The 23,169-nt window shown below is 72.7% G+C and carries 18 protein-coding genes, 1 tRNA gene and 1 riboswitch; of the genes, 11 read left to right on the top strand and 8 right to left on the bottom strand.

What is annotated here, in order from left to right; all coding sequences use genetic code 11:
- Positions 1-21 precede the first annotated feature (21 nt).
- Both ACSQ2D_RS16280 and ACSQ2D_RS16285 read right to left on the bottom strand, forming a co-directional pair.
- The gene (locus ACSQ2D_RS16280) at positions 22-4,137 is read right to left on the bottom strand and encodes an AAA domain-containing protein (protein ID WP_435986971.1); all 4,116 of its coding nucleotides are present in this window, start codon (positions 4,135-4,137) and stop codon (positions 22-24) included.
- A 120-nt stretch (positions 4,138-4,257) separates the two neighbouring features.
- Positions 4,258-5,082: a nucleotidyltransferase domain-containing protein gene (locus ACSQ2D_RS16285; protein WP_435986972.1), complete on the bottom strand. Its 825-nt coding sequence runs from the start codon at positions 5,080-5,082 to the stop codon at positions 4,258-4,260.
- 123 nt (positions 5,083-5,205) lie between these two features.
- On the opposite strand from ACSQ2D_RS16285, the gene ACSQ2D_RS16290 reads away from it, so the two are divergent.
- The 4 genes from ACSQ2D_RS16290 to ACSQ2D_RS16305 all read left to right on the top strand — a co-directional run bounded on the left by ACSQ2D_RS16290 (position 5,206) and on the right by ACSQ2D_RS16305 (position 9,420).
- Positions 5,206-6,819 (top strand): DUF1800 domain-containing protein, encoded by a 1,614-nt coding sequence (locus ACSQ2D_RS16290; RefSeq protein ID WP_435986973.1) that lies wholly within the window; start codon positions 5,206-5,208, stop codon positions 6,817-6,819.
- 8 nt (positions 6,820-6,827) lie between these two features.
- A complete protein-coding gene (locus ACSQ2D_RS16295; RefSeq protein WP_435986974.1) occupies positions 6,828-8,165 on the top strand; it encodes a DUF1501 domain-containing protein in 1,338 nt (445 codons plus the stop codon).
- A 72-nt stretch (positions 8,166-8,237) separates the two neighbouring features.
- Positions 8,238-8,510, top strand: a complete 273-nt coding sequence (locus tag ACSQ2D_RS16300; RefSeq protein ID WP_435986975.1) for a hypothetical protein — start codon at positions 8,238-8,240, stop codon at positions 8,508-8,510.
- A gap of 157 nt (positions 8,511-8,667) precedes the next feature.
- Positions 8,668-9,420 carry a phosphotransferase family protein gene (locus ACSQ2D_RS16305; protein ID WP_435986976.1) on the top strand — a complete coding sequence of 251 codons (753 nt, stop codon included), beginning with the start codon at positions 8,668-8,670 and terminating at the stop codon, positions 9,418-9,420.
- 39 nt (positions 9,421-9,459) lie between these two features.
- Here the strand turns inward: ACSQ2D_RS16305 and ACSQ2D_RS16310 are convergent, their stop codons facing one another.
- Together ACSQ2D_RS16310 and ACSQ2D_RS16315 are read right to left on the bottom strand one after the other, a co-directional pair.
- Positions 9,460-9,996 (bottom strand): GNAT family N-acetyltransferase, encoded by a 537-nt coding sequence (locus tag ACSQ2D_RS16310; protein WP_435986977.1) that lies wholly within the window; start codon positions 9,994-9,996, stop codon positions 9,460-9,462.
- Between the two features lie 51 nt (positions 9,997-10,047).
- Positions 10,048-11,037 carry an aldo/keto reductase gene (locus ACSQ2D_RS16315; protein ID WP_435986978.1) on the bottom strand — a complete coding sequence of 330 codons (990 nt, stop codon included), beginning with the start codon at positions 11,035-11,037 and terminating at the stop codon, positions 10,048-10,050.
- Between the two features lie 70 nt (positions 11,038-11,107).
- Between ACSQ2D_RS16315 and ACSQ2D_RS16320 the strand changes: the two genes are divergently transcribed.
- Both ACSQ2D_RS16320 and ACSQ2D_RS16325 read left to right on the top strand, forming a co-directional pair.
- A complete protein-coding gene (locus ACSQ2D_RS16320) occupies positions 11,108-11,626 on the top strand; it encodes an NUDIX domain-containing protein (protein WP_435986979.1) in 519 nt (172 codons plus the stop codon).
- Positions 11,627-12,020: 394 nt separating this feature from the next.
- A complete protein-coding gene (locus tag ACSQ2D_RS16325) occupies positions 12,021-12,890 on the top strand; it encodes an MEDS domain-containing protein (protein ID WP_435986980.1) in 870 nt (289 codons plus the stop codon).
- 499 nt (positions 12,891-13,389) lie between these two features.
- On the opposite strand, the gene ACSQ2D_RS16330 is transcribed toward ACSQ2D_RS16325, so the two are convergent.
- On the bottom strand, positions 13,390-13,800 hold the full coding sequence (locus ACSQ2D_RS16330) for a DUF4186 domain-containing protein (RefSeq protein ID WP_435986981.1): 411 nt from the start codon (positions 13,798-13,800) through the stop codon (positions 13,390-13,392).
- Positions 13,801-14,233: 433 nt separating this feature from the next.
- Here ACSQ2D_RS16330 and ACSQ2D_RS16335 point away from each other — a divergent pair, with 433 nt between their 5' ends.
- From ACSQ2D_RS16335 to ACSQ2D_RS16350, 4 genes are all read left to right on the top strand, one after another.
- A complete protein-coding gene (locus tag ACSQ2D_RS16335) occupies positions 14,234-15,178 on the top strand; it encodes a cold-shock protein (protein WP_435986982.1) in 945 nt (314 codons plus the stop codon).
- 226 nt (positions 15,179-15,404) lie between these two features.
- A tRNA-Arg gene (locus ACSQ2D_RS16340) sits at positions 15,405-15,480 on the top strand.
- 260 nt (positions 15,481-15,740) lie between these two features.
- Positions 15,741-17,942: an MASE1 domain-containing protein gene (locus tag ACSQ2D_RS16345; RefSeq protein WP_435986983.1), complete on the top strand. Its 2,202-nt coding sequence runs from the start codon at positions 15,741-15,743 to the stop codon at positions 17,940-17,942.
- The gene (locus ACSQ2D_RS16350; RefSeq protein WP_435986984.1) at positions 17,939-18,442 is read left to right on the top strand and encodes an STAS domain-containing protein; all 504 of its coding nucleotides are present in this window, start codon (positions 17,939-17,941) and stop codon (positions 18,440-18,442) included. The genes ACSQ2D_RS16345 and ACSQ2D_RS16350 overlap by 4 nt, the downstream gene beginning before the upstream one ends.
- Here the strand turns inward: ACSQ2D_RS16350 and ACSQ2D_RS16355 are convergent.
- The gene (locus ACSQ2D_RS16355) at positions 18,427-20,142 is read right to left on the bottom strand and encodes a sigma-70 family RNA polymerase sigma factor (RefSeq protein ID WP_435986985.1); all 1,716 of its coding nucleotides are present in this window, start codon (positions 20,140-20,142) and stop codon (positions 18,427-18,429) included. The genes ACSQ2D_RS16350 and ACSQ2D_RS16355 overlap by 16 nt on opposite strands.
- Positions 20,143-20,704: 562 nt before the next feature.
- Between ACSQ2D_RS16355 and ACSQ2D_RS16360 the strand changes: the two genes are divergently transcribed.
- Entirely contained in the window at positions 20,705-21,316 is a 612-nt protein-coding gene (locus ACSQ2D_RS16360) for a carboxymuconolactone decarboxylase family protein (protein WP_435986986.1), read from the top strand.
- Between the two features lie 59 nt (positions 21,317-21,375).
- On the opposite strand, the gene ACSQ2D_RS16365 is transcribed toward ACSQ2D_RS16360, so the two are convergent.
- Both ACSQ2D_RS16365 and ACSQ2D_RS16370 read right to left on the bottom strand, forming a co-directional pair.
- Positions 21,376-22,059, bottom strand: a complete 684-nt coding sequence (locus ACSQ2D_RS16365; protein WP_435986987.1) for a DsbA family oxidoreductase — start codon at positions 22,057-22,059, stop codon at positions 21,376-21,378.
- A 97-nt stretch (positions 22,060-22,156) separates the two neighbouring features.
- On the bottom strand, positions 22,157-22,933 hold the full coding sequence (locus tag ACSQ2D_RS16370) for a C40 family peptidase (RefSeq protein WP_435986988.1): 777 nt from the start codon (positions 22,931-22,933) through the stop codon (positions 22,157-22,159).
- Between the two features lie 2 nt (positions 22,934-22,935).
- Positions 22,936-23,111: riboswitch (cyclic di-AMP (ydaO/yuaA leader) on the bottom strand.
- Between the last annotated feature and the right edge of the window lie 58 nt (positions 23,112-23,169).

Here is a 23,169-nt window from a genome sequence, read left to right on the forward strand (position 1 = left end):
GGGGTGTCAGGTCAGCTCAGGTCACTCGTAGTGCGGGGGTCGCTGCTCCTCGAGCCATCGGTCGCCGAGACCTGACCCGGAGGGCCGCTCGCCCCAGCCGAGGTCGAGCTCGTCGCTGCTGCGGCCGAGCGCTGCGCCCGGCTCGCTCGCGTCGGCCTCGGGCGTGCTGTCCGCGGCACCGGTCCCCTTCCGGAAGACCCTGCGCCGCTTGCGCTTCGGGGCCGGGGCGGGCTCGGCCGTCGAGGCGCCGGACCCGTCCGGGGACGTCGTGTCCGCCGCCGCACGGGAGCCGTCGGAGGTCGCCCCGGCACCGTCGGCGCCGCCGGTCGAGCCGCTTGCCTCGTCGGGCGTCGACCCGGTCGACGCACCCGGCTCGGTCTCGCGGGGCGGCGACGACGTGCGCGCGAGCGTCACGATGCGGGCGATCTCGCGCGCGGGGTCACGGAACACGTCGGTGCTCCAGACCCGCTCGTGCACCCAGCCGAGGCGGGCGAGCTGCTCGGGGCGCAGGCGGTCACGGTCGCGCGTGCTGCGCAGGGCCGCATACCTGCTCCCGTCGGTCTCGACGGCGACGAGGGCCCGACCCCGGTGGTAGGGGTCCTCGACGGCGATGTCGATGCGGTGGGTCGCGGTGCCGTAGTCCTCGTGCACCGTGAGGCCCTGGCGGCGCAGGCGCTCGGCGAGGTCGTGCCGCAGGGGGTCGACGGTGGTCGGGGCCGAGGCGAAGAGGGTGTCGTCGTCGCCGACGCCACCGCGCCTCTCGGCGTACGCGAGGAAGTCACGGAGCATGAGTGCGCCGCGGGCCTTGAGCCGCTCGGGGTCGAGGTCGACGGCGCGCAGCGCCGACACGACGGTCATCCGGGCGCGGGCGCGGGTGATGGCGACGTTGAGCCGTCGCTCGCCGCCCTCGTTGTTGAGCGGGCCGAAGCGGTGCAGGACCCGGCCGTGCGGCGTCTTGCCGTAGCCGATCGACAGGATGATCGCGTCGCGCTCGTCGCCCTGGACGCGCTCGAGGTTCTTGACGAAGAAGCGCTCGTCGCGGGAGTCGTCGAAGAAGGCGGCGACGTCGGGCGCGGTGCGCAGCGCCTCGGTGATCGCCTCCTCGAGGCGGTCGGCGTGCTTGATGCCGAGGGCGATGACGCCGAGCGACTCGGCGGGTCGGGTGCGGGCGTGCTCGAGGACGAGCTCGACGACGCGGGCCACCTCGCCGTCGGTCGTCTCGATGGTGTCGACGCCCGGCTGGACGACCGCTTGACCGTCGACCGGCTCGAACGTCACGGCCGACTCGAGCGAGGTGCCGGGGAAGGTCGTGAGGCGACCGTCGTACATCGCGTCGTTGGCGAAGGCGATGAGGCGCTCGTCGCGGCTGCGGTAGTGCCACGTGAGGTTGCGGGTCGGCAGGGCTGCGGCGAGCACGTCGAGCACCGACTCGAAGCCCTCCGTGAGGGTCTCGTCGGCGGGGGCCGACGCGTCGGACTCGTCGTCGGACACGACGGTGAAGAAGTTCGTCGGCGGGAGCTGGCGCTCGTCACCGGCGACGACGACCTGCCGGGCGCGCGAGATCGCCGAGATCGCCTGGGCCGGCTGCACCTGCGAGGCCTCGTCGAAGATGACGACGTCGAACCAGCGGCCGGGCGGGAGCGTCGACGCCACGACGAGCGGGCTCATCGCCCAGCACGGCTTGATCGCCGTGAGCGTCGCCGACGCCTGCGGCATGAGGTCGCGCAGCGGCTTGTGCCGTCGGGCCTTGCCGGCCTCGGCGCGCACGAGCGCCTCGTGGGCCGGGTGGTCGGCGAGGACCTCGCGGATGTTGCGGGCGACCGCGGCGCGCACCCGGTCGACGGTCGCCGACTGGTGGGCCCGGTCGGCCTCGGCGAACTCGGTGACGTCGCGGCGCAGGCCGGCGCCGTCGTGGGCGCCGTAGGCCGGGTCGCGGACGGTGATCTCCTGGGCGAGGGAGGCCCACCACACGTGCTCCACCTCGGCCGTGACCTGGTCGGTGGGGATCCCACGGGCAGCAAGGTCGTCGACGACCGGGCCGAGCCCGTTCGAGCGCAGCTCGTCGAGGGCCGACGTGACCTGGGGCAGCACCGCGATCCGGTCGGGTCGGCTCGCGAGCGCGGCGAGCCGGTCACGCAGGTCGCGCAGCGGAAGGGACGTCAGCGTCCTCCCGTCGGGCCCGGCCTGGAGCCGGTCGTCGAGCCACTCGAGGTCGGTGGTGAGGTCGGCCAGCAGTGCCAGCCCCTCGTCGAGGCGCGGCGAGATCTCGGGCCGACCGCCCCCACCGACGAGCTCGAACCAGTGCTCGCGCTGCTCGCTGGCCGACACCAGCTCCTCGTGGAGGTTGGCCGGTGGGCGGCCGGGGCGCAGGAGTCGCTTGGTCTGCTGACGGATCTTCCACCGGTCGAGCCAGCCCATGTCGACGTCGCGCGCCTCGCGCCAGTCGCGCGTCGCCGTGGCGGCGATGTGCTCCTTGAGCGGGATGTCGAAGACCTCGGGCCGGAAGACCTCGAGCGTCTCGCGGACGCTCGACATCGTCGCGAAGGCCGACTTCCAGTCCTCGAGCGAGTTCGCTTCGGGCACACGGGACTCCGAGAGGATCCGGTTGAGCTGACGGGCTGCCTCGTCGAGGCCGCTCGTGCTGTGCCGCGTCGTGACGTCGAGCGCGCGAGCCGCGTCGTCGGCGGTGAGGATGCGGGCGCCGAACCACGGGTCGTCGCCGTCCCGGGTCCAGGCGCCGAGGCCGGCCGCGTCACGCAGCCGTCGGCCGAGCTCGACGGCGCGCGGGCGGCTCAGGCCCGCGAGGTCGCGGCTGCCGAGGCGCACGTGGCACGTCGGCGGAGGCGTGCGCGTGCCGAGCTCGACGAGCGCCTCCTGGGCGTCGTGCGCGGACACGCCCCACGGGTCGCGCACGGCGTGGAGCGCCTCGACGTGCTTCTGCAGGCGAGCCCGCCGGTCGCGCAGCGTCGAGGTCGTGCGATCGGTCTCGGGGGTGTCGTTCTCGACCGCGGCGTCGAGGCTCCTGGCGAACTGCTGCGCGGTCGCGCGCTTGTTCGTCGGCCCGTCGTAGGCGTCGAGCACGAGGTCACCGAGCCCGAGCCGGTCGAGGCGGCTGAGCACCGCGTCGATGGCGGCGCGCTTCTCGGCGACGAAGAGCGTCGACTTGCCCTCGGCCGCGAGCGAGGCGATGAGGTTGACGATGGTCTGCGACTTGCCCGTGCCGGGAGGTCCCTTGACGACGAGGTGGGCGCCCGCGCGTACGGCGTCGATGGCCGCGTGCTGGGAGGAGTCGGCGTCGAGGACGAGGTACTCGTGCTCCGGGTCGGGGTCGGGATCGCTCGCCGGCAGGCGCAGCCGCACGGCCGCGAGTGCCGACTCGTCGCCAGCGAGCGCCGCGACGACGTCGTGGTTGGCGAGGGTGTCGCCCTGCAGGGCGAGGTCGGCGACCATCGGGAGCTTGGCGTAGGAGAAGGTGCCGAGGACGAGCCGCGGGGTGATCTCGAACTCGGGCACGCGCTCGCACGCGTGGCCGAGCGCGGCATACACGGGGTAGGGGTCGAAGCCGTTGCCCGCCGTGGCGAGGTCGGCGAGCGCGTCGCCGTCGATCTCGATGCCCTGCTCGGAGCGGAGGTACTCGCGCAGCACGGGGTTGAGCTCCGCCTCGGGGCCGAGGTCGATCTCGAAGTCCTCCTGGGCGGCGCCGGTGGGGCGCAGCACGCACGAGCGCAGCAGCACGGGCGAGGCCGGCGGACGCGCGGCCCGCGGCACGGACCACGTGGCCATGCCGATGGCGACGAAGCCGGCCGCGATGCCCCGCTCCTCGCGCAGCTCGAGCGCCTTGGACCGGATGGCGCGCGCCCGGCGGCGGGCCTCCTCGAAGGCCGCGGGCTCGCGCACGAGGTCGGACAGCCGCGTGCGACGGCCGGCGAGCAGCATCGAGACCCCGCCGGGGTGCGCGGTCGTCAGGTCGAGGGTGCCGGAGGGGAGGTCGCGGTACCAGAGGAGCGTGTTGCGTCCGCCGAGGTCGACGAGCGTGCGCTGCCACGTCCTGACGGCGGCCCCGACGCGGTCGGCACGCGGATCGCCCGAGGGCGACTCGGCCTCGGGGGCAGGGTCGGTCCTGGGGGCGTCGGTCATTCCAGCAGGCTAACGAACGAACCTTCGCGTGCCCGCCACCGACAGACCACCGTGCAGAGGATTCCGTGCTGGACTCCGTGCTGGACTCCGTGCTGCGGCGGCCTCCCGCGAGCGCTCCGGTCAGCGGTCGCCGAGCACAGCGCGGGTCGCGTCGACCAGGCGCGTCACGGACTCGACGGCAGCGGTGAGCGAGTCCTCGGTGGCGCCCAGCGAGCCCAGGGCGAGCGCGGCGTCCCGCGAGAAGCCGGGCGGCGCCCCGGGCAGGCTCGCCACGGCGGGCACGAGGCCCTTCTCGTTCGTCACCCAGCGCCCGGCGTCGGCGTGCAGCGCGTGCGCGCAGAGCAGGACCGCCCGGGCCAGCGCCAGCGACACGTAGGACGTGTCCTCGCGCCGGGCGCCCTTCCCGGCCGCGCCGACGAGGAGGTCGGCCTCCCACAGGGCGCCGACCATCGCGTCGCGCAGGGCGACGGGGTATGCCGTCACGACCGTCCGGAGGGACGCGAGCCGACCGGACGGGTCGGCCAGGACGACCCCGGTGGCCAGCTCGGCGGCATACGACACGTCGAGGAAGCCGAGCGGGTGACCTGCCTGCGGGTGGAAGGCGAACTCACCCCGGGCCGCCCGATCAGCTTGCGCTGCAACACGATCGACGTCGCGCAGGATCCAGTCGACGGCGGTGCCCTCGACGTCGAGCCAGCCACCGGCATCGACCCACGGACCCCACGAACCGGGCTCGCCCACCGTGACGTCACGCCCCGACCACCGGCTCGCGAGCCGGCTCAGCCCGACGGTGTCGGGGGTGCCCTCGTAGTAGACGCCGAGGTCGACGTCGGACGTCGGCAGCGCGTCTCCTCGGGCCCGGCTGCCGCCGAGCAGGACTCCGACCACCCCGTGCACGACGGTCAGCTCGTCGACCATCCGGCGCAGCGTCTCGTCGGCGATCATCGCGGCACGCTCGGCATGGGCCGGAGGCTACCGGAGCCGCCCCGCCTGCGACCCGCTCGGGGACGCTGACCGAAATGTCCGATAACGGAGCCAACGCCCGATCCGGTGGGTACCGTCCCTCGCATGACCGCTCACTCCCCCGAGTCTCCGTCGGCCGCCTCGCCGGCGCGGCGACGCGTGCTGTCCGGGCTCGGCGGCGGCGCAGCGCTCGCCGTGGCCACGGCGACGACCGCGTCCGCGGCGAAGACCTCGGCGAAGACCTCGGCGAAGACTTCGGCGGCGACCTCGGCGGCTCCGAGCCTGATGGTGGCGGCCACGACGACCGACCCCGTGCTCCACCTGCTGCGGCGCGCCACCTTCGGGCCGACCGCGGCACTGGTGTCCGAGGTGCGCACGACGGGCACGACGGCGTGGATCGACGCCCAGCTCGCCCCCCTGACCAAGGTGCCCGACACGGCCATGGACACCATGCTCAAGCGCTGGCCCCGCCTGGGGTGGAAGACGTGGGAGGTGCGCGAGCGCCTCGAGGGCGGCGACACGTGGACGGTCATGATGGACCTCGTCGAGGCACACCTGGCCCGCGCGCTCTTCTCCCGCCGCCAGCTGCTCGAGACGGTCGTCGACTTCTGGACCAACCACCTCGTCGTCCCGGTCCCGAGCAGCGAGGTCTGGGACAGCTCGCACCTCTTCCAGCGCGACGTCATCCGCAAGCACGCGCTCGGCAAGTACTCCGACATGCTCAACGCCGCCGCACGGCACCCGTCGATGCTCAAGGTGCTCGACAACGCCGACAGCACGAAGAGGACGCCCAATGAGAACTACGGCCGTGAGCTGCTCGAGCTGCACACCGTGGGCATCGGGACGTTCACCGAGGCGGACGTCAAGATGTCGGCCCTCGCGTTGACCGGCCTCAGCGTCGACTCCGAGTCGGGTCTCTACTACTACCGTCCCAACCGGCGGCACGTCGGGACCGTCAAGGTGCTCGGCTGGAGCGACCCCAACGCGACACCCGAGAGCGGCAGCACCGTGGCCACGCTCTACCTCAACTACCTCGCGAACCACCCGGCCACGGCGACCCGCATCGCGACCAAGCTCGTCACGCGCTACGTCAGCGACACGCCCCCGGCGACCCTCGTCAGCAAGCTCGCCCAGGTCTACCTCGCGAACGGCACGGCCATCGCGCCGGTGCTGCGGGCCCTCTTCCTCTCCCCCGAGTTCGCCGCGTCGACCGGGCAGAAGATCCGCACGCCCTACGAGGACGCCCTCGCGTCGTGCCGGATCCTCGGCCTGACCCCCGAGCCCGTGCCGGCGGCCGGGGTGACGAGCGACCTGCGCAGCCTCTTCTGGCAGATGGGCTCCTTCGGGCAGGCGCCGATGGGCTGGCCCGCCCCGAACGGCTACCCGGACGTCGCCACCGCCTGGAACGGCGCGTCGAGCACGCTCAACCGCTGGAACTTCCACCTCAGCCTCGCGGGCGGCTGGACGCTCAAGGCGATGAAGCGCCCCGACCTCACGACGCTCGTGCCGTCTCCGCTGCCGACGACGTATGCCGCCCTCGTCACTGCCCTCGCCGCGAAGCTGCTCATCACGCTGACCACCGCGCAGCGCGACGCGATCTGCCGCTTTCTCGACCACGCGCCGGGCGACTCGCTCAAGGCCGGGTCGGCCGCCGTGACGTGGCGGCTGCCGTCCGTCGTCGCGCTCCTGCTCGACTCCCCGAACTTCGCGACTCGCTGAGGACGACCATGACCACACCGACGAACGCGCCTGCGTCCCAGCCCTCGTCCCGGCCCTCCGCCATCCCGGAGGGGTGCGGCTGCCCGCAGGGCGAGGCGCTCACCTCCCAGGTGTCGCGCCGCACGCTGCTGGCCGGCGCCTCGGCGCTCGGGGCGCTCGGCGCCGTCGTGGGCGTCGCCGGCCCGAGTGCCGCCACGCAGCTCGCCTTCGCCGGGACGGCATACACCGGCGACACGCTCGTCATCCTCAGCCTGCGGGGCGGCTTCGACGGCCTGTCCGCGGTGGCCCCCGTCGGGGACCCGGCGTACTTCGCGGCGCGGCCGACGATCGCGATCCCCGCGTCGCGGGCGATCAAGCTCGACAGCATGTTCGGGCTGCACCCGGCCCTCGCGCCGCTCAAGCCGATCTGGGACGCCGGTGGCCTCGCGGCCGTCCACGCCGTCGGTCAGGTCAACCCGACGCGGTCGCACTTCGACGCCATGGCCACGATGGAGAACGCCGCCCCGGGCTCGACGCTGCGCACCGGCTGGCTCGACCGGATGATCGGGCTCAGCGGCCCGGTCTCGACGTTCGCGTCCGCGTCGGTCGGCTCGTCGACGACGCCCCAGTCGATGATCGGCCCGAACCCCGAGGTCGCGATCCGCACCGTCGACAGCTTCAGCCTCAGCGGGGCCAGCACCTCCGAGGAGCAGACCCGTTGGACGACCGCCCTCAACGCCTTGTATGCCGGGGCACCCGCTGCGCTCGCGGCGCCCGCGAAGGCGACGCTCGGGGCGCTCTCGACGATGTCACCCCTCAAGGCGGCCGGCTACACCCCGGCCAACGGGGCGGCATACCCCAAGGGCGCCGTCGGCGACTCCCTGCGCGACCTCGCGCGGCTCATCAAGGCCCGCATCGGGCTGCGCGCCGCGACCATCGACGTCGGCAACTGGGACATGCACTCGGGCCTCGGCTCCAGCGACTCGGGCTGGATGTTCCGCCAGCTCACCGAGCTCGGTCAGGCCCTCGCCGCGTTCAACCAGGACCTCGGCGCACAGATGAGCGACGTGACCCTCGTGACGCTCAGCGAGTTCGGTCGCCGCGTCGCTCAGAACGGCTCGGGCGGCCTCGACCACGGGCACGGCAACGTCTCGCTCGTCATGGGCGGCGGCGTGCGCGGCGGACAGGTCTACGGCCGCTGGCCCGGCCTCGCTGCAGCCAACCTCGACAACGGGGACCTCGCGGGGACCACCGACTACCGGACGATCCTCGCCGAGGCGCTCGAGAAGCGTGCGCAGCTCTCGTCGTCGACGGTCTTCCCGCTGCTCGGCGCCGACCGCTTCGGGATGTTCGCGGCGAAGGCGTGACTCCCGGCCACTGACGCGTCGTGCGGTCTAGGATCGGTGCCAGCCCGGCCGGCACCGGCACAGGAGACGCTCATGAGGCTGTACATCTGCTGGGGCACCGGCGGAAGCGACCACCACGACTGCCACAAGGCGCACCAGGCCCTGGTCGACGCCGGCCACAGCCCTGAGGTGGTCAAGGCTCGAGGACAGGAGCATCTCCCGACGTTCCTGCAGCGCAAGGTTCGTCGGGAGGTGCACGCCCTGACCGGGTCGTTCTTCGTCCCCGTGCTCGTGCTCGACGACGGCACGGCCATCAACTCGCCGGACGAGATCGTGGCCTGGGCGCGCGCCCACCCCGCCGGGTAGGTGGAACTCCCCGGGTGACCGGTGACGGCGCGATGGCGCGGCGTGGTGGTGCTGCTCGGCGGCGCGGTGGTGCTTCGGCGCGCTGGCCACCTGCTGCCTCGTGCCTCGGTCGACAAATGGGTGGGCACTGCGCGGCCCGTCAGCGACACTGACCGACGTGGACACGGACGTGGACGAGGTCGAGGTCGTGGTGGCTCATCAGGCGCGCGCGACGCTCCGCGTCGGCGACGTGTTCCTCAAGGTCGACGGCGACCAGACGTACACCGACGTCGAGGTCGAGGCGATGACGCTGGCGCCGGTCCCGACCCCGGAGATCCTGTGGCGCCGGCCGCCCGTGCTCGCGCTCGCGGCGCTGCCGGGAGCGGCGCTGGGTCGCCTGGGCCGGCCGTCGACCGCCTCGGCGGCGGCGTGGACCGCGGCAGGTGCCACGCTCCGAGTCCTGCACGACGCGCCGTTGCCCGCGTGGTCCGGGAAGAGCCTGGACGAGAAGGCGGCGAGCCTCGACGTCGAGTGCACGTGGCTCCTGACGAACGACGTCCTGCCGGCCGACCTCGTCACGCGCAACCGTGAGCTCGCCGGGGCCGCGCTGCGACCGTGGACGCCGGTGTTCATGCACGGCGACCTGCAGGTGGCCCACGTCTTCGTCGAGGGAGACGAGGTCACCGGCATCCTCGACTGGTCCGAGGCGGGTCAGGGCGATGCGATGTACGACATCTCGAGCCTGACGCTGGGGCACCCGGAGCACCTCGACGACGTCGTCGCCGGCTACGGCGCGGATGCCGTCGACCTCGACGTGGTGCGCGCCTGGTGGTCGCTCCGGAGCCTCACGGCGATCCGCTGGCTGGTCGAGCACGGGTTCGATCCTGCTGCGCCCGGGTGCGAGATCGACGTGCTCAGGGCCCAGCTCTGAGGCGGCGGTTCGGGGGCGGCGGTTCGGGGACGGGTCGGCTCAGAGCTCTCTCACGGTGAAGAGCGTGGTGCCGTGGACCGGGTGCACCTCCCTGCGGTCGGCCTCGACGAAACCGACCTTCGCCAGCACCCGCCGTGAGGCAGCGTTCCAGTCCCAGACCGTGGCCCAGATGCGCTGGTGGCCCAGCGATGTCGCCCAGTCGAGGACGGCGACCGAGGCCTCGGTCGCGTAGCCCTGACCCCAGACGCGCCGCAGCAGCTCGAACGCGAGCTCCGGCTCCGCGTCGGCCCCGCGTCCGCTGTCCACGAGACCGCAGTAGCCGATGACATCGCCCTCGGCCTTGCGCTCGACCGCCAGCAGGCCTGTCGAGGAAGGATCAGCGGTGCGGATCGAGTGCTCGAGCTCGAGGAGCGTGGGGTGCCCGTCCGCGTCGATGCGCCGGTGCGGCGGCACGCGCGGGTCGCGCTCGGTCCACAGCTGACGCTGGACGCCGGCCTCGGAGACCCGCCACGGCCGCAGGAGCAGGCGGCTCGTCTCGAGCACGACCTCACGGTCCGTCTGCGCTTCCCCGGTCATGGCGAGCACCCTCTCACGGGTGTCCGGGCAGTCCGGCCGCTGTGCGGGGGCTCAGCGGTCGATCATGCGCTGCATCGCCTCGGGGTAGCGGTCGCCGAGGACCTGCACGCCGGTCGAGGCGGCGTCGAGCTCGGCGAGGTCCTCGTCCGTGAGGACGAGGTCGCCAGCACCGAGGTTCTCGTCCAGTCGCTCGAGCCGCCGGGTCCCGGGGATCGGCACGACCCACGGATGCTGCGCGAGCAGCCAGGCGAGCGCTACCTGACCGACCGTCGTGCCCTTGCGCTCGGCGACCGCGGTGACGAGGTCGACGAGGGCGAGGTTGGCCTGCAGGGCCTCCCGCTCGAAGCGCGGCAGCGAGGCGCGGATGTCCCCCTCGCCGAACTCCGTGGCGGCGGTGACCTTTCCCGTGAGGAAGCCCCGCCCGAGCGGGCTGAACGGCACGAAGCCGATCCCGAGCTCCTCGAGGGCGGGCAGGATCGCCTCCTCCGGCTCGCGCCAGAAGAGGGAGTACTCGCTCTGCAACGCCGTGACGGGCTGCACGGCGTGGGCGCGCCGGATCGTGCCGACTCCTGCCTCGGACAGGCCGAACTGGTGCACCTTGCCGGCCTCGATGAGCTGCTTGACGGTGCCGGCGACCTCTTCGATGGGGACATCGGGGTCGACGCGGTGCTGGTAGAGCAGGTCGATCGCGTCGGTGCGCAGTCGTCGCAGCGAGCCGTCGACGGCGGCGCGGATGTCGTCGGGCCGGCTCGTGACGCCCGTCTGCGCGCCGTTCTCGTCGAAGGCGAAGCCGAACTTGGTGGCGATGACGACGTCGTCGCGAACCGGCTGCAGCGCCTCGCCGACGAGCTCCTCGTTGTGGAACGGGCCGTAGACCTCGGCGGTGTCGAAGAGGGTGACGCCACGGTCGACCGCGGCGCGCAGGAACGTGACCATCTCGTCCCGCGGGGGTCGGGGGCCGAAGGACTGGCTCATGCCCATGCAGCCGAGGCCGAGAGCGGAGACCTCGAGGCCCCGGGTGCCGAGAGTGCGTGTCTGCATGCGTGTTCTCCTTGGTCGTGTCCGGGTGGGTCGACTTGCGGCCTGCCCCTGACGCCCTGATCATCTCTTGGTGAACGAGAGGCCTGCCACGGCGAGACGTCGACACGCAGTTCGGGCTCTCATTCTCGCCGACGGCGACCGGGTCCTCCTGTGCCGCTTCAGCTTCCCGCACCCCGCGGTCCCGACCGGCGCGACGGTCGTGTGGGCGGCCCCCGGCGGCGGCGTCGAGCGGGGTGAGCTGCCTCTGGAGGCTCTGCGCCGCGAGCTGCACGAGGAGACGGGCCTCGTCGTCGACACTGATCCGCCGCACGTCTGGCACCAGGAAGTCGCGACCCCCGGCCGTCCGGACGGCTACGACGAGCTGGTCAACGACTACTTCCTCGTCCGCACGACGCTCTTCGAGGCCCGAGGCGCCCTGTCCGACGACGAGCTGGCCGCCGAGCACATCAGCGAGATGCGTTGGTGGCGGCACTCGGACATCGCCGGATACGACGGACCCGACCTGTTCTCCCCTCGCGACATCGCCACACCTCTGGCGGCGTTGATCGCCGGTGACATCCCAGCCACGCCAGTGAGGATGGGCCTGTGATCCACCAACACGTGAGCGTCCGCTCCCTCCGCCGATGACTCGCAAGGCTGCGGACACGGGCAGCCTCGCGTGAGAGCGCCGCCGCGGTCCAGTGAACCGTCCCCGTTGGTCGGCCCGGCGGGGCCTCGTCGGGGCGAGGTCTCCAACGAGGGTTCAGCCACTCCCCGGCCTCGTGGCGCAGGCTGAAACCCACCGACCTGCGACGCCACGGTGACCCCAGCGGTGGGTGCCGGTGGGGCAGGGATGACCCCAGTGCACTCACGGAACGCGGAAGCACTCTCACTGTCATGCTGAGGAGCGGGACACCTGCGCGGACGCGTGGCCACATCTGACCCTGACTCGCCGCCCTGCTGCCGACCAACGAGGGTACGCTCGCGGTGAGCAAGGGACCGGTATGAGTGTCATCGACAGCGGGATCCCGGGCGTGGATCAGATCCCGCCAGGAACGCACTTCTGCGCTCTCTACTCCGGCTCGGGGGAGCGGGACGACCTCCTGTTCCCCTTCCTCAGTAAAGGCCTGCGTGACGGGGACACCTGCGTGTGCTACATCGACGGCCTCGAGCACGGCGCTGTGCGAGCCCGGGCGGTTGGCGAGGCGGGCGTCGCGGACCCACCTCCGGATCGGTTCGACGTGCGGCCGGCGTCCGAGGTCTACCTGCAGTCCGGAACGTTCTCGATCGACCACATGACGTCGGTGCTGTCGGACAACGTGGAGCAGGTGGTCGCGGAGGGCTCCGGACTGCTGCGGGTGACCGGAGAGATGCCGTGGCCGGGGGTGCTGTTGCAGCCTCATGGTGCCGATGACTTCTTCGTGTACGAGGCGGCCCTCAACGACGTCGTGGACCGGAAGCCAGCGATCTTCATGTGCATGTACGAACTGCAGCGCTTCGGGCTCGACATGCTCGTTGCCGTGCTCAAGACCCACCCGGTCGTACTCCTGGACCGAACGGTCCTCGACAACCCTCATTTCCTGACCCGGGCCGAGTACGACGCTGAGGTGGCAGACCCCACGAACAGGCGTTCCCTGGGCGCTGCATCCGCGGCCGACCGCGGGCCGGACGCGTGGCCCTCGCTGACCCCGAGCGAGCTGCGGATCGCCGAATTTGTCGCCAAGGGTCTGACCAACAAGGACATCGCCCGCCAGCTGTTCGTGTCACCGCACACAGTCGATGCGCATCTGAAGCACATGTTCACGAAGCTCGGTATCCACTCCCGCGTCCAGCTGACCGTGCTCACCATGCAGCACCGGACACCACCCGCCTGATCGACGCTCTTTGACAAGACCAGTGGCGCTGGACCCGGGACTGCGAGCGCTGGGTGAACCGTGTTCTGGACTGGGTACTCCCCAAAGGGACCAAGGTCTGAGGCCTTCAGGCGCGTGACGCTCTTCCCGACCTGAACGTCCGACGTACCGACGTGGCGCCGGCTTTCGCGCTGCCGACGCCCTGACAGCACTCGAAACGGGCGCCATCGGGCCGGAGAGGTGCACCCTCATGCCGCTCCTCGGACGACGTCCGACCAAGCCTCGATCAGCGCGGATCTGCCGAGGCCGGCTGGCACAATGCCGAAGGTCCGGCGCCACGCGATAAGTCCTGTGTCTGGTTCGCGGTCCGCCGAAAGTGACAGGCGGGTCGGCCACGCGGGAGCGGGCGGGGCGCCTCACAAGGGGACAGGCGCCGCGATGGTGCGGGCAGCACGCGCCCCGACGCGCGGACGGTGCCGCAGGGCGCCTGACCGCTGACGAAGGCAACGCCGCTTCACCTTCACGGCCAGCGTGAGGCGGAGCCCCCGGATGCCCGACCTTCGATCGAGCTCGCCAGCTCGCGGTCGATCCAGCGCCCGATCACCTCGACCACGTAGGCCCGCTCGCCGCGGTCGAGCCCATGCCCCTTCGCGATGCCGTGCCACGTCTCCAGGCAGCTGCGGCAGCAGGTCGCGGTCGCGTGCTGGGCCACGAACACCGGGTGGTTGCGGTACGGGGTCTGCCGACCGTCGTTGCGCGGCTCGGCAGGCGCCAGCCGCTCCGCGATGATCTCTGCGGCGTGAGCCCGCATCGTCTGCGGACCGCGCAGCTCGGCCGTGGCCCGCTCGCGCCCGCGCAGGTGGAACCGCCGCCCGAACGGTCGCGCGCTCGCGCGGTCGATCCGGTCATCGATCTGGGCGGGGTCTAGCATCCTCCCAGAGTAGGCATGCCACGGTCGACGACGAAGCCAGCCCGGCTGGCTCTCCGTGAGGCTGCGAACCCTCAGAGGCCGACGGCGGGACAAGAGGAAGTGGGACAGCCACACGTCTTCCTCGGCCAGCCTCGACCTGCGGCGGTCGCGGTCCCCGAAGCGCCAAGGCACCGGTCACGGCGCGGTACCGGAGCCCCCGGACCCGAACGCAGACCCCGAACGAACGCCGGGCATAGCACGACCGTGCCGCTCTGGCACGTGCGGTCATCCCGATCTCATGGGTTGTGCCGCAGTCGGCGCGGCGCCGGGTGCCGTGGATGTCGCCGTCGGGCACTTGGCACGGCAGCGCGAGCGTCTGGCGCCGGGCGCTTGTCGCAGTCCCGTCGGGGACACTAGGGGGAACACCGACCGTAGCTTTGACAAGGAGTCAGCCGTGACCAAGGGAACCGTCCGCTGGTTCGATGCCGACCGGGGGTTTGGCTTCATCGCCCTCGGCGAGGAGGCAGAGGACCTGTACGTGCACGCGTCCGAGATCGTCAGCGACGACGCGATGAAGCTGCTCCGGGAGGGGCAGGTGGTTGAGTTCGAGATCGGCGAGGGGGACCGCGGCCCGCAGGCACGCCACGTCCGGGTCACGGCCGACCAGGCCGCCGATACACCGCTGGGCGTGCTCGGCACCGTAGCCTGGTACGAGCCTGCCAAGGGGTACGGCTTCATCACGCCCGATGGCGGGGGTGCCGAGATCTTCGTGCACAGTTCGGCCGTCGTGGCGGGTGGCGTGGTCTCGGAGGGGCAACGGGTGGCGTTCCTCGTCGTCGACGGGGAGAAGGGACCGCAGGCTGACCATCTGCTGCCCCTGGGCGACCAGGCCGCCCAGCAGGCCGTGGCATCCGACGGGGCGGACGGCACCGTGTCCTGGTACGACGCGGACAAAGGCTTCGGGTTCATCACCCCCGATTCGGGCGACCCCGATGTGTTCGTCCACGTCCGGGCGCTGGCCGACGGGCTCCCCGAGCTGGGCGAAGGGGACCGGGTGACGTACGACATCGTCGTCAGCGAGAGGGGCCCGCAGGCTCGCGACGTGCGCCTCGCGCGCAGCTCGACACCGCGGCGCGCACCCGTGGCGTCGACGACCCGCGCTCGGTCGGGACACCGGGAGGCATCCGACGTCCCGGCGCGCGGAGGCGAGGGAGTGGTTGCGCGATACGACGCGGAGCGGGGGTTCGGCTTCATCGCTCCGGACGCGGGAGGCGCGGACCTGTTCGTGCACGTGTCGGTCCTCAGAGGCACCGAGGCGCTGCACCAGGGCGATCGGGTCCGGTACCAGGTGCGACAGAGCGACCGAGGACCACAGGCCGACCGCGTCGAACGGCTGTGAGCGGGACAGCGGTCCGGGCGGAGCTGGTGCTCAGGCGTGTCCCGGTCCCGCCGCACACTGATGCCGCTGTTGGTGCGTGCCGTTGGGGCTAGCGGCGGCCATGCGCGAGACCGCCGCCCGGGTCCAGTAGCCTGTCCCCGTTGGCCGGCCCGACAGGGCCTCGTTACAGCGAGGGTTACAGCGAGCCTTGCAGCGAGGTTTCCAGCGAGGGTTTCAGCCATGCCCCGCCCTCGTAGCTCAGGGGATAGAGCACCGCTCTCCTAAAGCGGGTGTCGCAGGTTCGAATCCTGCCGGGGGCACCACCGAGCGTGAATGACTTCGCCGGATGCCTGACGCCGGGCTTGGTCTGATGCGTGTCGGTGTTTCGGGTGATGCGTGACCGCTGATTCGGCTGATCCTTGACACCCGTCACGCACGACCCGCGCTGAACTTCTGCTCTCGGCTGCCACACACTCGGTGGACGAAACGCTCGTCACACGACACTCGGTGCTCCTAGAGTCACTGCCATGGCGGGGCGTGGGCGGCTGGACTGCCCCCGACGATGACGACAGGCGTGGGGGCGGTGGACACCTCGGGCCCTGCCCGCCTGCCCACCGACGCCACCCAGGACCCGGACGGCACGGACACACCGGACATCTCCCCCGCCGCCACCCCGACGCGACGTCTCGTCCGCCTCGCCGCCATCGCTGTCGCCTACTACCTCGGGGCGCGCCTGGGCCTCTCCCTCTCCCTCGTCGGCAACGACGTGACGCCGCTCTGGCCGCCGACCGGCGTCGCCGTCGCCGCCCTCGTCGTCTTCGGGCGGTCCTACTGGCCGGCCGTCGCCGTGGCGGCCCTCGCCGTCAACCTGCCGATCAGCGCCAACCCGCTGGCCGCCGCCGTCACGGCCGTCGGCAACACCCTCGCGCCCGTCGTCGCCGTCACCCTCCTCCTGCGGGTGGGCTTCCGCCGCCAGCTCGACCGGCAGCGCGACGCGCTGGCGATCGTCTTCCTCGGTGCCCTCGCGAGCATGCTCGTCAGCGCGACGATCGGCGCCGCGACCCTTCTCGCGTCGGGCTCCATCACGACCGCGCAGCTCCCGGCCGCGTGGGCGGTGTGGTGGACCGGTGACGCGATGGGCGTCCTCGCCGTCGCGCCGTTCCTGCTGTGCCTGCCGCTCTTCTGGGAGCAGCGCCGCTGGCCCCTGCGGCTGTGGCTCGAGGCCCTGATGATCCTCGTCGTCGCGACCCTCGTCGTGGCTACCGCCGTGACCACGGGTCTGCACATCTTCTTCCTCACCCTCCCGCTGCTGGGCTGGGCCGCCTGGCGCCTCCAGCTGCGGGGAGCTGCTCCTGCTGCGCTGATCGCGACGCTCCTCGCCACCGCGGCGGCCGCCCGGGAGCGAGGTCCCTTCGAGGGCAAGACGCTGCTCGAGCAGATGGTGACGCTCCAGGCCTTCAACGCGTGCGTCGCCCTCACCTCCTTCATCCTCGCCGCTCTCGTCACCGAGCGGATGCAGACCGCGGCCGCACTCGCCGACGCCGCGTCCGAGCTCGAGCATCGCGTCGAGCAGCGCACGGCCCAGCTGTCGGCAGCCAACACCCGGCTCGTCCAGGAGATCCAGGAGCGGTCCGAGGCCCAGGAGCAGCTGAGCCACGAGGAGGCCCGGGCCCAGCGCGAGCACCAGATCGCCGAGACCCTGCAGCGCAGCCTCCTGCCCGACCGGCTCCCCGACGTGCCCGGGGTCTCGCTCGCCGCACGCTACGTGCCCGCGACGGCCGACGTGCAGGTCGGCGGCGACTGGTACGACGTCGTCCAGCTCCCCGGTGGCCTCATCGGGCTCGCCATCGGTGACGTCGCGGGACACGGCCTCAACGCCGCCGCGACGATGGTCCAGGTGCGGATGGCCCTGCGCGCGTACGCCCTCCAGGACCCGTCTCCTCCCGCCGTCATGCACGGGGTCCACCAGCTCGTCGCGCAGCTCCCGGTCCCCGAGATGGTCACGCTCATCTACCTCGTCTACGACCCGGCGACCCGGCGGATCCGCTGGACCAACGCCGGACACCCGCCCGCGCTCGCCTTCGCCGACGGACACGGCACCTACCTCGAAGGCGCCCTCTCCCCGCCCGTAGGAGTCACGGCCGACGGCTCGTTCACCGAGGCCAGCCAGGTCCTGCCCCCGGGGGCGACGCTCCTGCTCTACACCGACGGGCTCGTCGAGCGGCGCGGCGTCTCCCTCACCACCGGCCTGGACCGGCTCGACCGTGAGGCCTCCGCCGTCCCCGACGATGACATCGAGTCCCTCTGCGAGCGCCTCCTCGACACCTTTCTCGACGAGGAGCACATCGAGGACGACGTCGCGATCCTCGCCATGCGCCCCGTGCCGTCGGTCGAGGGCGAGCTCGACGTCCGGCTGCCCGCCGAGGCCCGCAACCTCGTGCAGGTCCGGAGTGCGCTGCGGCGGTGGCTCAAGGAGGCCTCCGTCTCCGAGCCCGACGTCAACGAGGTCCTCGTCGCGTGCGGGGAGGCCTGCGCCAACGTCGTCCAGCACGCGTACAGCGACCGGGAGGCCGCCGGCGAGCTCGTCGTCGAGGCCCGGCTCGACGGCGACGCCCTCGAGGTGCGCGTCCGCGACCACGGCCACTGGCGCCCGGCCGCGGACCGCGGAGGCGGCTGGGGGCTCCAGCTCATGGACGCGCTCATGGACGACGTCGACGTCGAGCACACCCCCGGCGGCACCGACGTCCGTCTGCGCCGCCGCGTCCACATCGGGGGCGAGGCATGAGCGACCTCGCCCGCGTCGACACGCGCCGCGCCGGCACCACCCAGCTCGTCCGCATCACCGGCGAGCTCGACCTGTCGAACGCGCGCGAGCTGACCGACGCCCTCGGACACGCCGTCCCTGACGACGTCACGCTCGTCGTCGTCGACCTCAGCGCCACGACCTACCTCGACAGCGGCGGCATCGCCGCGTTCTTCCGCCTCGCCCAGCGCCTGCGTGACCGTCGGCAGGACCTGCGCCTCGTCGTCCCCGACGCCTCCCCCATCCGCGCGGTCGTCGAGCTGACCCGGCTGAGCCAGGTGATCCCCGTCGACGAGAGTGCCCCCGACCTCCCGGGCCCGATGGCGTATGCCGCCCTCCCGCAGGACGGCGCGCCCACCCCGACCCAGCCCCCGCCGACCCAGCCCCCGCCGACCGCAGACGCGCCCGACCCGGACGGGACGGAGACCGACCCCTGTGACGCTGACGCCACGGCAACCGAGGGCGGTCAGCGCAGCGGGTAGGTCCCCGACCCGGGCAGGGTCGTCCCCGAGCGGTCGGTGAAGAGGGCCACGAGGTCCCCGGTGAGAGCGGGCCGCTCGCGCGTGACCTCGACGACGAGCTCCCCACCGCGTAGCCGGCCGTCGAACTGCGTCGTCGGCGCGCCGACGTGCTCGACGACCCGTGCGCCGTGCACGTCGCGGACCGAGGTGATGAGCCAGCCGGTCGGCGCCTCGAGGTGGGCGAGGTAGCCACGGTCGCTCGGCGTGAACGTCAGGCTCGTCACCGTGCCGACGGATGCAGGAGACGGCGAGACGCTCGTCGTCGGGGTCGACGGCCTCGTGGACGTCGTGCTCGGGCTCGGCTTGCGTGTCGAGGTGGCGCTCGCGGCGGTCGAGGTCGGCGCGGGGCTCGCGGGCGACCCGGTCTGCAGTTCGGCGCTCCCGACCCGCCCGCCCGACGACTGGAATCGCGAGACGCCCTCGGCCGTCGCCACGCCGATGACGGGTCGGGGCGCGGTCGACGTGGGCACCGCGGAGCTGGACGTCTCGGCCGGGTAGGACGACTCCGTCCCGTCCGCCGCTCCTGCCGACGAGTCACGACCCACCGGCGCATCGGCCGCGACCCGTCCGGTCGGCTGGAGCTGGAGCAATATGAGGGCTGCTGCGACGACGAGCGCGGCCGCGGCGAGCACCGCAGCAGCCGAGCGGCCCGGCACCGACAGCACGCGACCGGCGACGCCGCCCGAGCCACCGGACGCACCGCCGACCTCGGTGGCGAGGCCGGCCACGTCGTCGAAACCGTCCATGAGCGAGGCCACCCCCACGGCGACCGGGACCGTCGCGCCGGCACTCGCCGCGGCCACCCCGGCGCCCGCCGTCGCAGCACCCGCCGCACCAGCACCCGCCGCACCAGCGCCCACCGCGCCGGCGCCCACCGCGCCCGCAGCACCGACGCCGGACGCCACGGCGAACGCCCCGGGCAGGAGCACCGGTGCGACGCGCAGCCGGATCGCCGCGTCGACGTCGACGACGTCGAGCACCGCGGCGCGGCACCGGGCGCAGCCGTCGAGGTGCTCGTCGACACGCTCGCGGGCCCGGACCGGCAGCGAGTCGCGCACGTAGCCTCCGAGCTGGCGCCGCACCGCCCGGCACTCGGCGTCGCCCGCGTTCGCGACGAGCTCGGACAGGAAGGTCTGGCGCAGCCGCTCGCGCGCCCGCTTGCTCCGGCTCGCCACCCCGTTGGGCGTCGTGCCGAGGCCGGGGGCGATCTGGTGCGGCTTCTCCTCGTGCACGACCAGGCGCCAGAGCAGCGACCGGGACTCGTCGGGCAGCGATCGCCACGCCGCCCAGACCGTGTCACGTTCCTCCGCGTCGACGGCCTCGTCCTCCGCCGAGGCCGCGGTGCGCGTGTCGATGGTCGTCTCGTCGTCGGTCAGCACGACCCGGTTCGTGTAGCGGCGCGCGACGTCGATGTTGGCGCGGCGCAGCGTGCTCAGCAGGTAGGGCCGGAAGGCCGTGTCGGGCCCGCCCCCGCTGCGGAGCGCATCGAGCGTGCGGGTGAAGCTCTCGCTGACGAGGTCGTCGACGTCGCTCGGTGAGGCGACGCGGGCAGCGAGGCGTCGGGCTGCCGGCTCGTGCCGTGACCACAGCACCGAGTAGGCGGAGTCGTCGCCCGCGCGCACCCGGTCGACGAGCGCCGCGTCGCTCTCGGGTCCGTCCACGCGTACGCCATCGACCGTCCCCGACACGGGCTCGCCTGCCGCGCCGTCGTGCTCGTCGTGCGCCCGCTCCACGATCCTCTGTTCCCCCACCCGTACGCCGACGTCTCGCCGGCTGTCTCGACCCACGCTCCACCGGGTGCGTGACCGGGCGCCGGGTCCCGTCCCCGACCCGAGGGCGCGTCAGCAACGCACCTCACGCATCCTCCCCCCTGGAGACGCGCGAGGGTCCGAATCATGGCGCGACATGCCCGCAGATGTACAGGGTTGGGGCCACGCCGGGCGATTTGCGTGCGTTTGCGACACACCTGGCCCGCCGCGACGTCTTCCCCGGTGATGCGCCGCGCCGGACGCTCGGGTCAAGGCCCGGGCGAGCCGTGGGGGCCAGGGCGTGGGCGCATCACGGACGGCCGCGACGGGGTGGCCGTCCGACGGGTGGCGGGTGCTCCCGAGGAGGGGACGGGAGCACCCACCGAGCCCGGGCCCGCTTACGCAAGAGCCTGATCCGGCCCGACCCCGCGTGCGACGATGAAGGCTCCACGACCCCTCACCCGAGGAGCAGAGCATGACGGCGACCGACCCGAGCCACGGCTTCCTCACCGAGCCGGCGCTGACGCCGGAGCTCGAGGCCTACTTCGCGAGCGACGTCACCGACCACGGCTACGTCATGAACCTCAGCCGGGTCTGGGCCCAGTCCCCCGCCGCCCATGACACGCTCTTCGGCCTGCTCGCCGACATGGTCTCCGTCGCCGGCCTGACCTTCCGGCAGCGCGGCATCCTCGTCGCCGCGACCGCCTCGACCATCGGCGACTCGTACTGCGCGCTCGCGTGGGGTGGCCGTCTCGCCACCGCTGCCGGCGAGGAGGTCGCAGGGGCCGTGCTCCGTGGCGACGACGACGCCCTCGACCCCACAGACGCCGCTCTCGCGACCTGGGCCAGGACCGTCGCGAGCAACCCGAACGCCACCACTCCCGCCGACCTCCAGCCGTTGCGGGCGGCCGGCTTCGACGACCGCCAGATCTTCGCGATCACCGTCTTCGTCGCGCTGCGTCGGGCCTTCTCGACCGTCAACGACGCGCTCGGACCGCTCCCCGACCACCAGCTGCGCGCCGAGGCGCCACCGGCCGTCGACGAGGCGGTCTCCTTCGGCCGTCCGGCCGCTGACCAGCCCTCCTGACCTGGGCGTATGCCGTCCGCCCGGCTCCCGGGTCGGCCGCACCGTGGGTGCGGGCGCGGTCAGACCGTGTGGGTGGCGACCCCGCGCAGCAGGGCGAGGTAGTCCTCGACCGGGTGCGCTCCGCTCACGGCGGCATACCCGTTGGCGACGACGAACGGCGTCGACGTGACGCCCATCGAGCGTGCCTCCTGCTCGTCGGTCCTCACCTGCTCGGCGTACTCGTCGGAGGCGAGGACCGCCGACACCCGTCGCTCGTCGAGCCCGCACTCGCCGGCGAGGCGCTGCAGCACCTCGCGGTCGTCGATCTCGAGGCCCTCGACGAAGTGGGCGGAGTGGAAGCGCTCGACCGCCGCGGAGCGCAGCGCGGGGCCGCCCATCTCGCCCGCGAGGGCACAGAGCCGGTGCGCGTCGAAGGTGTTGGCGCGCACGGCGCGGTCCCAGTCGAAGACGAGGTCGTCGGCCTCGGCCACCTCGCTGGCCTTGGCGTTCATCAGCCGACCGGCACCCGCGTCGCCGCCGTGGCGCACCGACAGGTGCTCGCTGACGGGCACCGACCCGCCCGCCGGGACGTCGGGGTCGAGCTCGAAGGAGCGCAGGTGCACGGTGACGTCGTGGGGACGCTCGAACGCGGCGACGGCGGCCTCGACGCGGCGCTTCGCGACCCAGGAGTAGGGACAGACCAGGTCGCTCCAGAGGTCGAGCTCGATGAGGGTCGTGGACTCGGCGGCTGAGTGGTCGGTCATCGACTCAGTCAACCACGGACGCTCGCGTCACCGGGAAGCCGACGAGCCCCCACCGGGATCCGGCGGGGGCTCGTCGTGAGGCGTGAGAGGTGACCGCTCAGATGCGGCCGTACATCGACGGCGTCGTCCAGATGGAGTGGTTGCCGATGACGGTGCCGGGGCGCTGGGCGTCGATCATGCGGCCCGGGCTGACGTAGATGCCCACGTGGTAGATCGGCGAGCCGAAGAAGACGAGGTCGCCGGGGCGCGGGTTGCTGACCGGCGTCGAGGCCGCGGCCTGCGCGGACGCGGTGCGCGGGATCGAGATGCCGGCCTGGCGGTAGACGTAGGAGGTGAAGCCCGAGCAGTCGAAGCCGGAGGGCGTCGTGCCGCCGTAGACGTAGGGCACACCGAAGAAGGACTGCGCGATGCCGACGATGCCGGTGGCGCTGGGGTTGGGCGCCACGTTGAGGGCGGCGCGCGTGGTCGAGCCGGAGCGCGACGCGCGCTCCTGCGCGGCCTCACGCTCGGCAGCGGCCTTCTCGGCGGCCTTCTTCGCGGCGCGCTCGGTCTTGACCTTGACGTCCTCGATGACGACGGGCTTGACCTTGGCCTGCTTGAGGGCGGGCTTGGCGTAGCCGATCGCCGACAGGGCGTTGCCGGCCTTGAGCGTGCCGGCGGCGGGGCCGACGGCCGCGGGACCCGCGACGGCGCTGCTCGAACCGTCAGCGGCGTTCGCCGTGCCGGCGAACGAGGCGACGAGGCCACCGGAGGCCGCGACGATGGCCGCACCCTTCACGGCGGGCTGGGCCGACTCCTTGGCGATCGTCTTGAGCTCCGAGATCGCGTTGAAGCGACCGGGGGCGCGGTGGCGCCCGGGAACGTTCTGAGCCACGTTTGACCTCTCGACGCCTACGAGGTGAGCTGTCGGGTTCGGGCTGGAGGTACTGCCCGGCCTTCGCTCGGACCGTGATCGGTCCACGGAGGGCTTCACCCCGAGGGCGTCTCTCGACGCCCGGAGAAAGTGGTTCCCCCGCTCCTGCCATGCGGTTCGTACTGAGCCTCAGGTCGATGGCAGGACTAGGCGGTCCGACCCGGGGCACTCACTCGACGGGGAGAGCAAGTTCGCCC

Source organism: Terrabacter sp. LjRoot27 (assembly GCF_964254175.1).
GTDB lineage: Bacteria > Actinomycetota > Actinomycetes > Actinomycetales > Dermatophilaceae > Terrabacter.

Coding starts and splice junctions, on each gene's coding strand:
- ACSQ2D_RS16330 (WP_435986981.1), bottom strand. CDS start 13,800: ATGCTAGACCCCGCCCAGATCGATGACCGGATCGACCGCGCGAGCGCG.
- ACSQ2D_RS16350 (WP_435986984.1), top strand. CDS start 17,939: ATGAGCGACCTCGCCCGCGTCGACACGCGCCGCGCCGGCACCACCCAG.
- ACSQ2D_RS16295 (WP_435986974.1), top strand. CDS start 6,828: ATGACCACACCGACGAACGCGCCTGCGTCCCAGCCCTCGTCCCGGCCC.
- ACSQ2D_RS16365 (WP_435986987.1), bottom strand. CDS start 22,059: ATGACCGACCACTCAGCCGCCGAGTCCACGACCCTCATCGAGCTCGAC.
- ACSQ2D_RS16300 (WP_435986975.1), top strand. CDS start 8,238: ATGAGGCTGTACATCTGCTGGGGCACCGGCGGAAGCGACCACCACGAC.
- ACSQ2D_RS16280 (WP_435986971.1), bottom strand. CDS start 4,137: ATGACCGACGCCCCCAGGACCGACCCTGCCCCCGAGGCCGAGTCGCCC.
- ACSQ2D_RS16360 (WP_435986986.1), top strand. CDS start 20,705: ATGACGGCGACCGACCCGAGCCACGGCTTCCTCACCGAGCCGGCGCTG.
- ACSQ2D_RS16290 (WP_435986973.1), top strand. CDS start 5,206: ATGACCGCTCACTCCCCCGAGTCTCCGTCGGCCGCCTCGCCGGCGCGG.
- ACSQ2D_RS16285 (WP_435986972.1), bottom strand. CDS start 5,082: ATGATCGCCGACGAGACGCTGCGCCGGATGGTCGACGAGCTGACCGTC.
- ACSQ2D_RS16315 (WP_435986978.1), bottom strand. CDS start 11,037: ATGCAGACACGCACTCTCGGCACCCGGGGCCTCGAGGTCTCCGCTCTC.
- ACSQ2D_RS16310 (WP_435986977.1), bottom strand. CDS start 9,996: ATGACCGGGGAAGCGCAGACGGACCGTGAGGTCGTGCTCGAGACGAGC.
- ACSQ2D_RS16325 (WP_435986980.1), top strand. CDS start 12,021: ATGAGTGTCATCGACAGCGGGATCCCGGGCGTGGATCAGATCCCGCCA.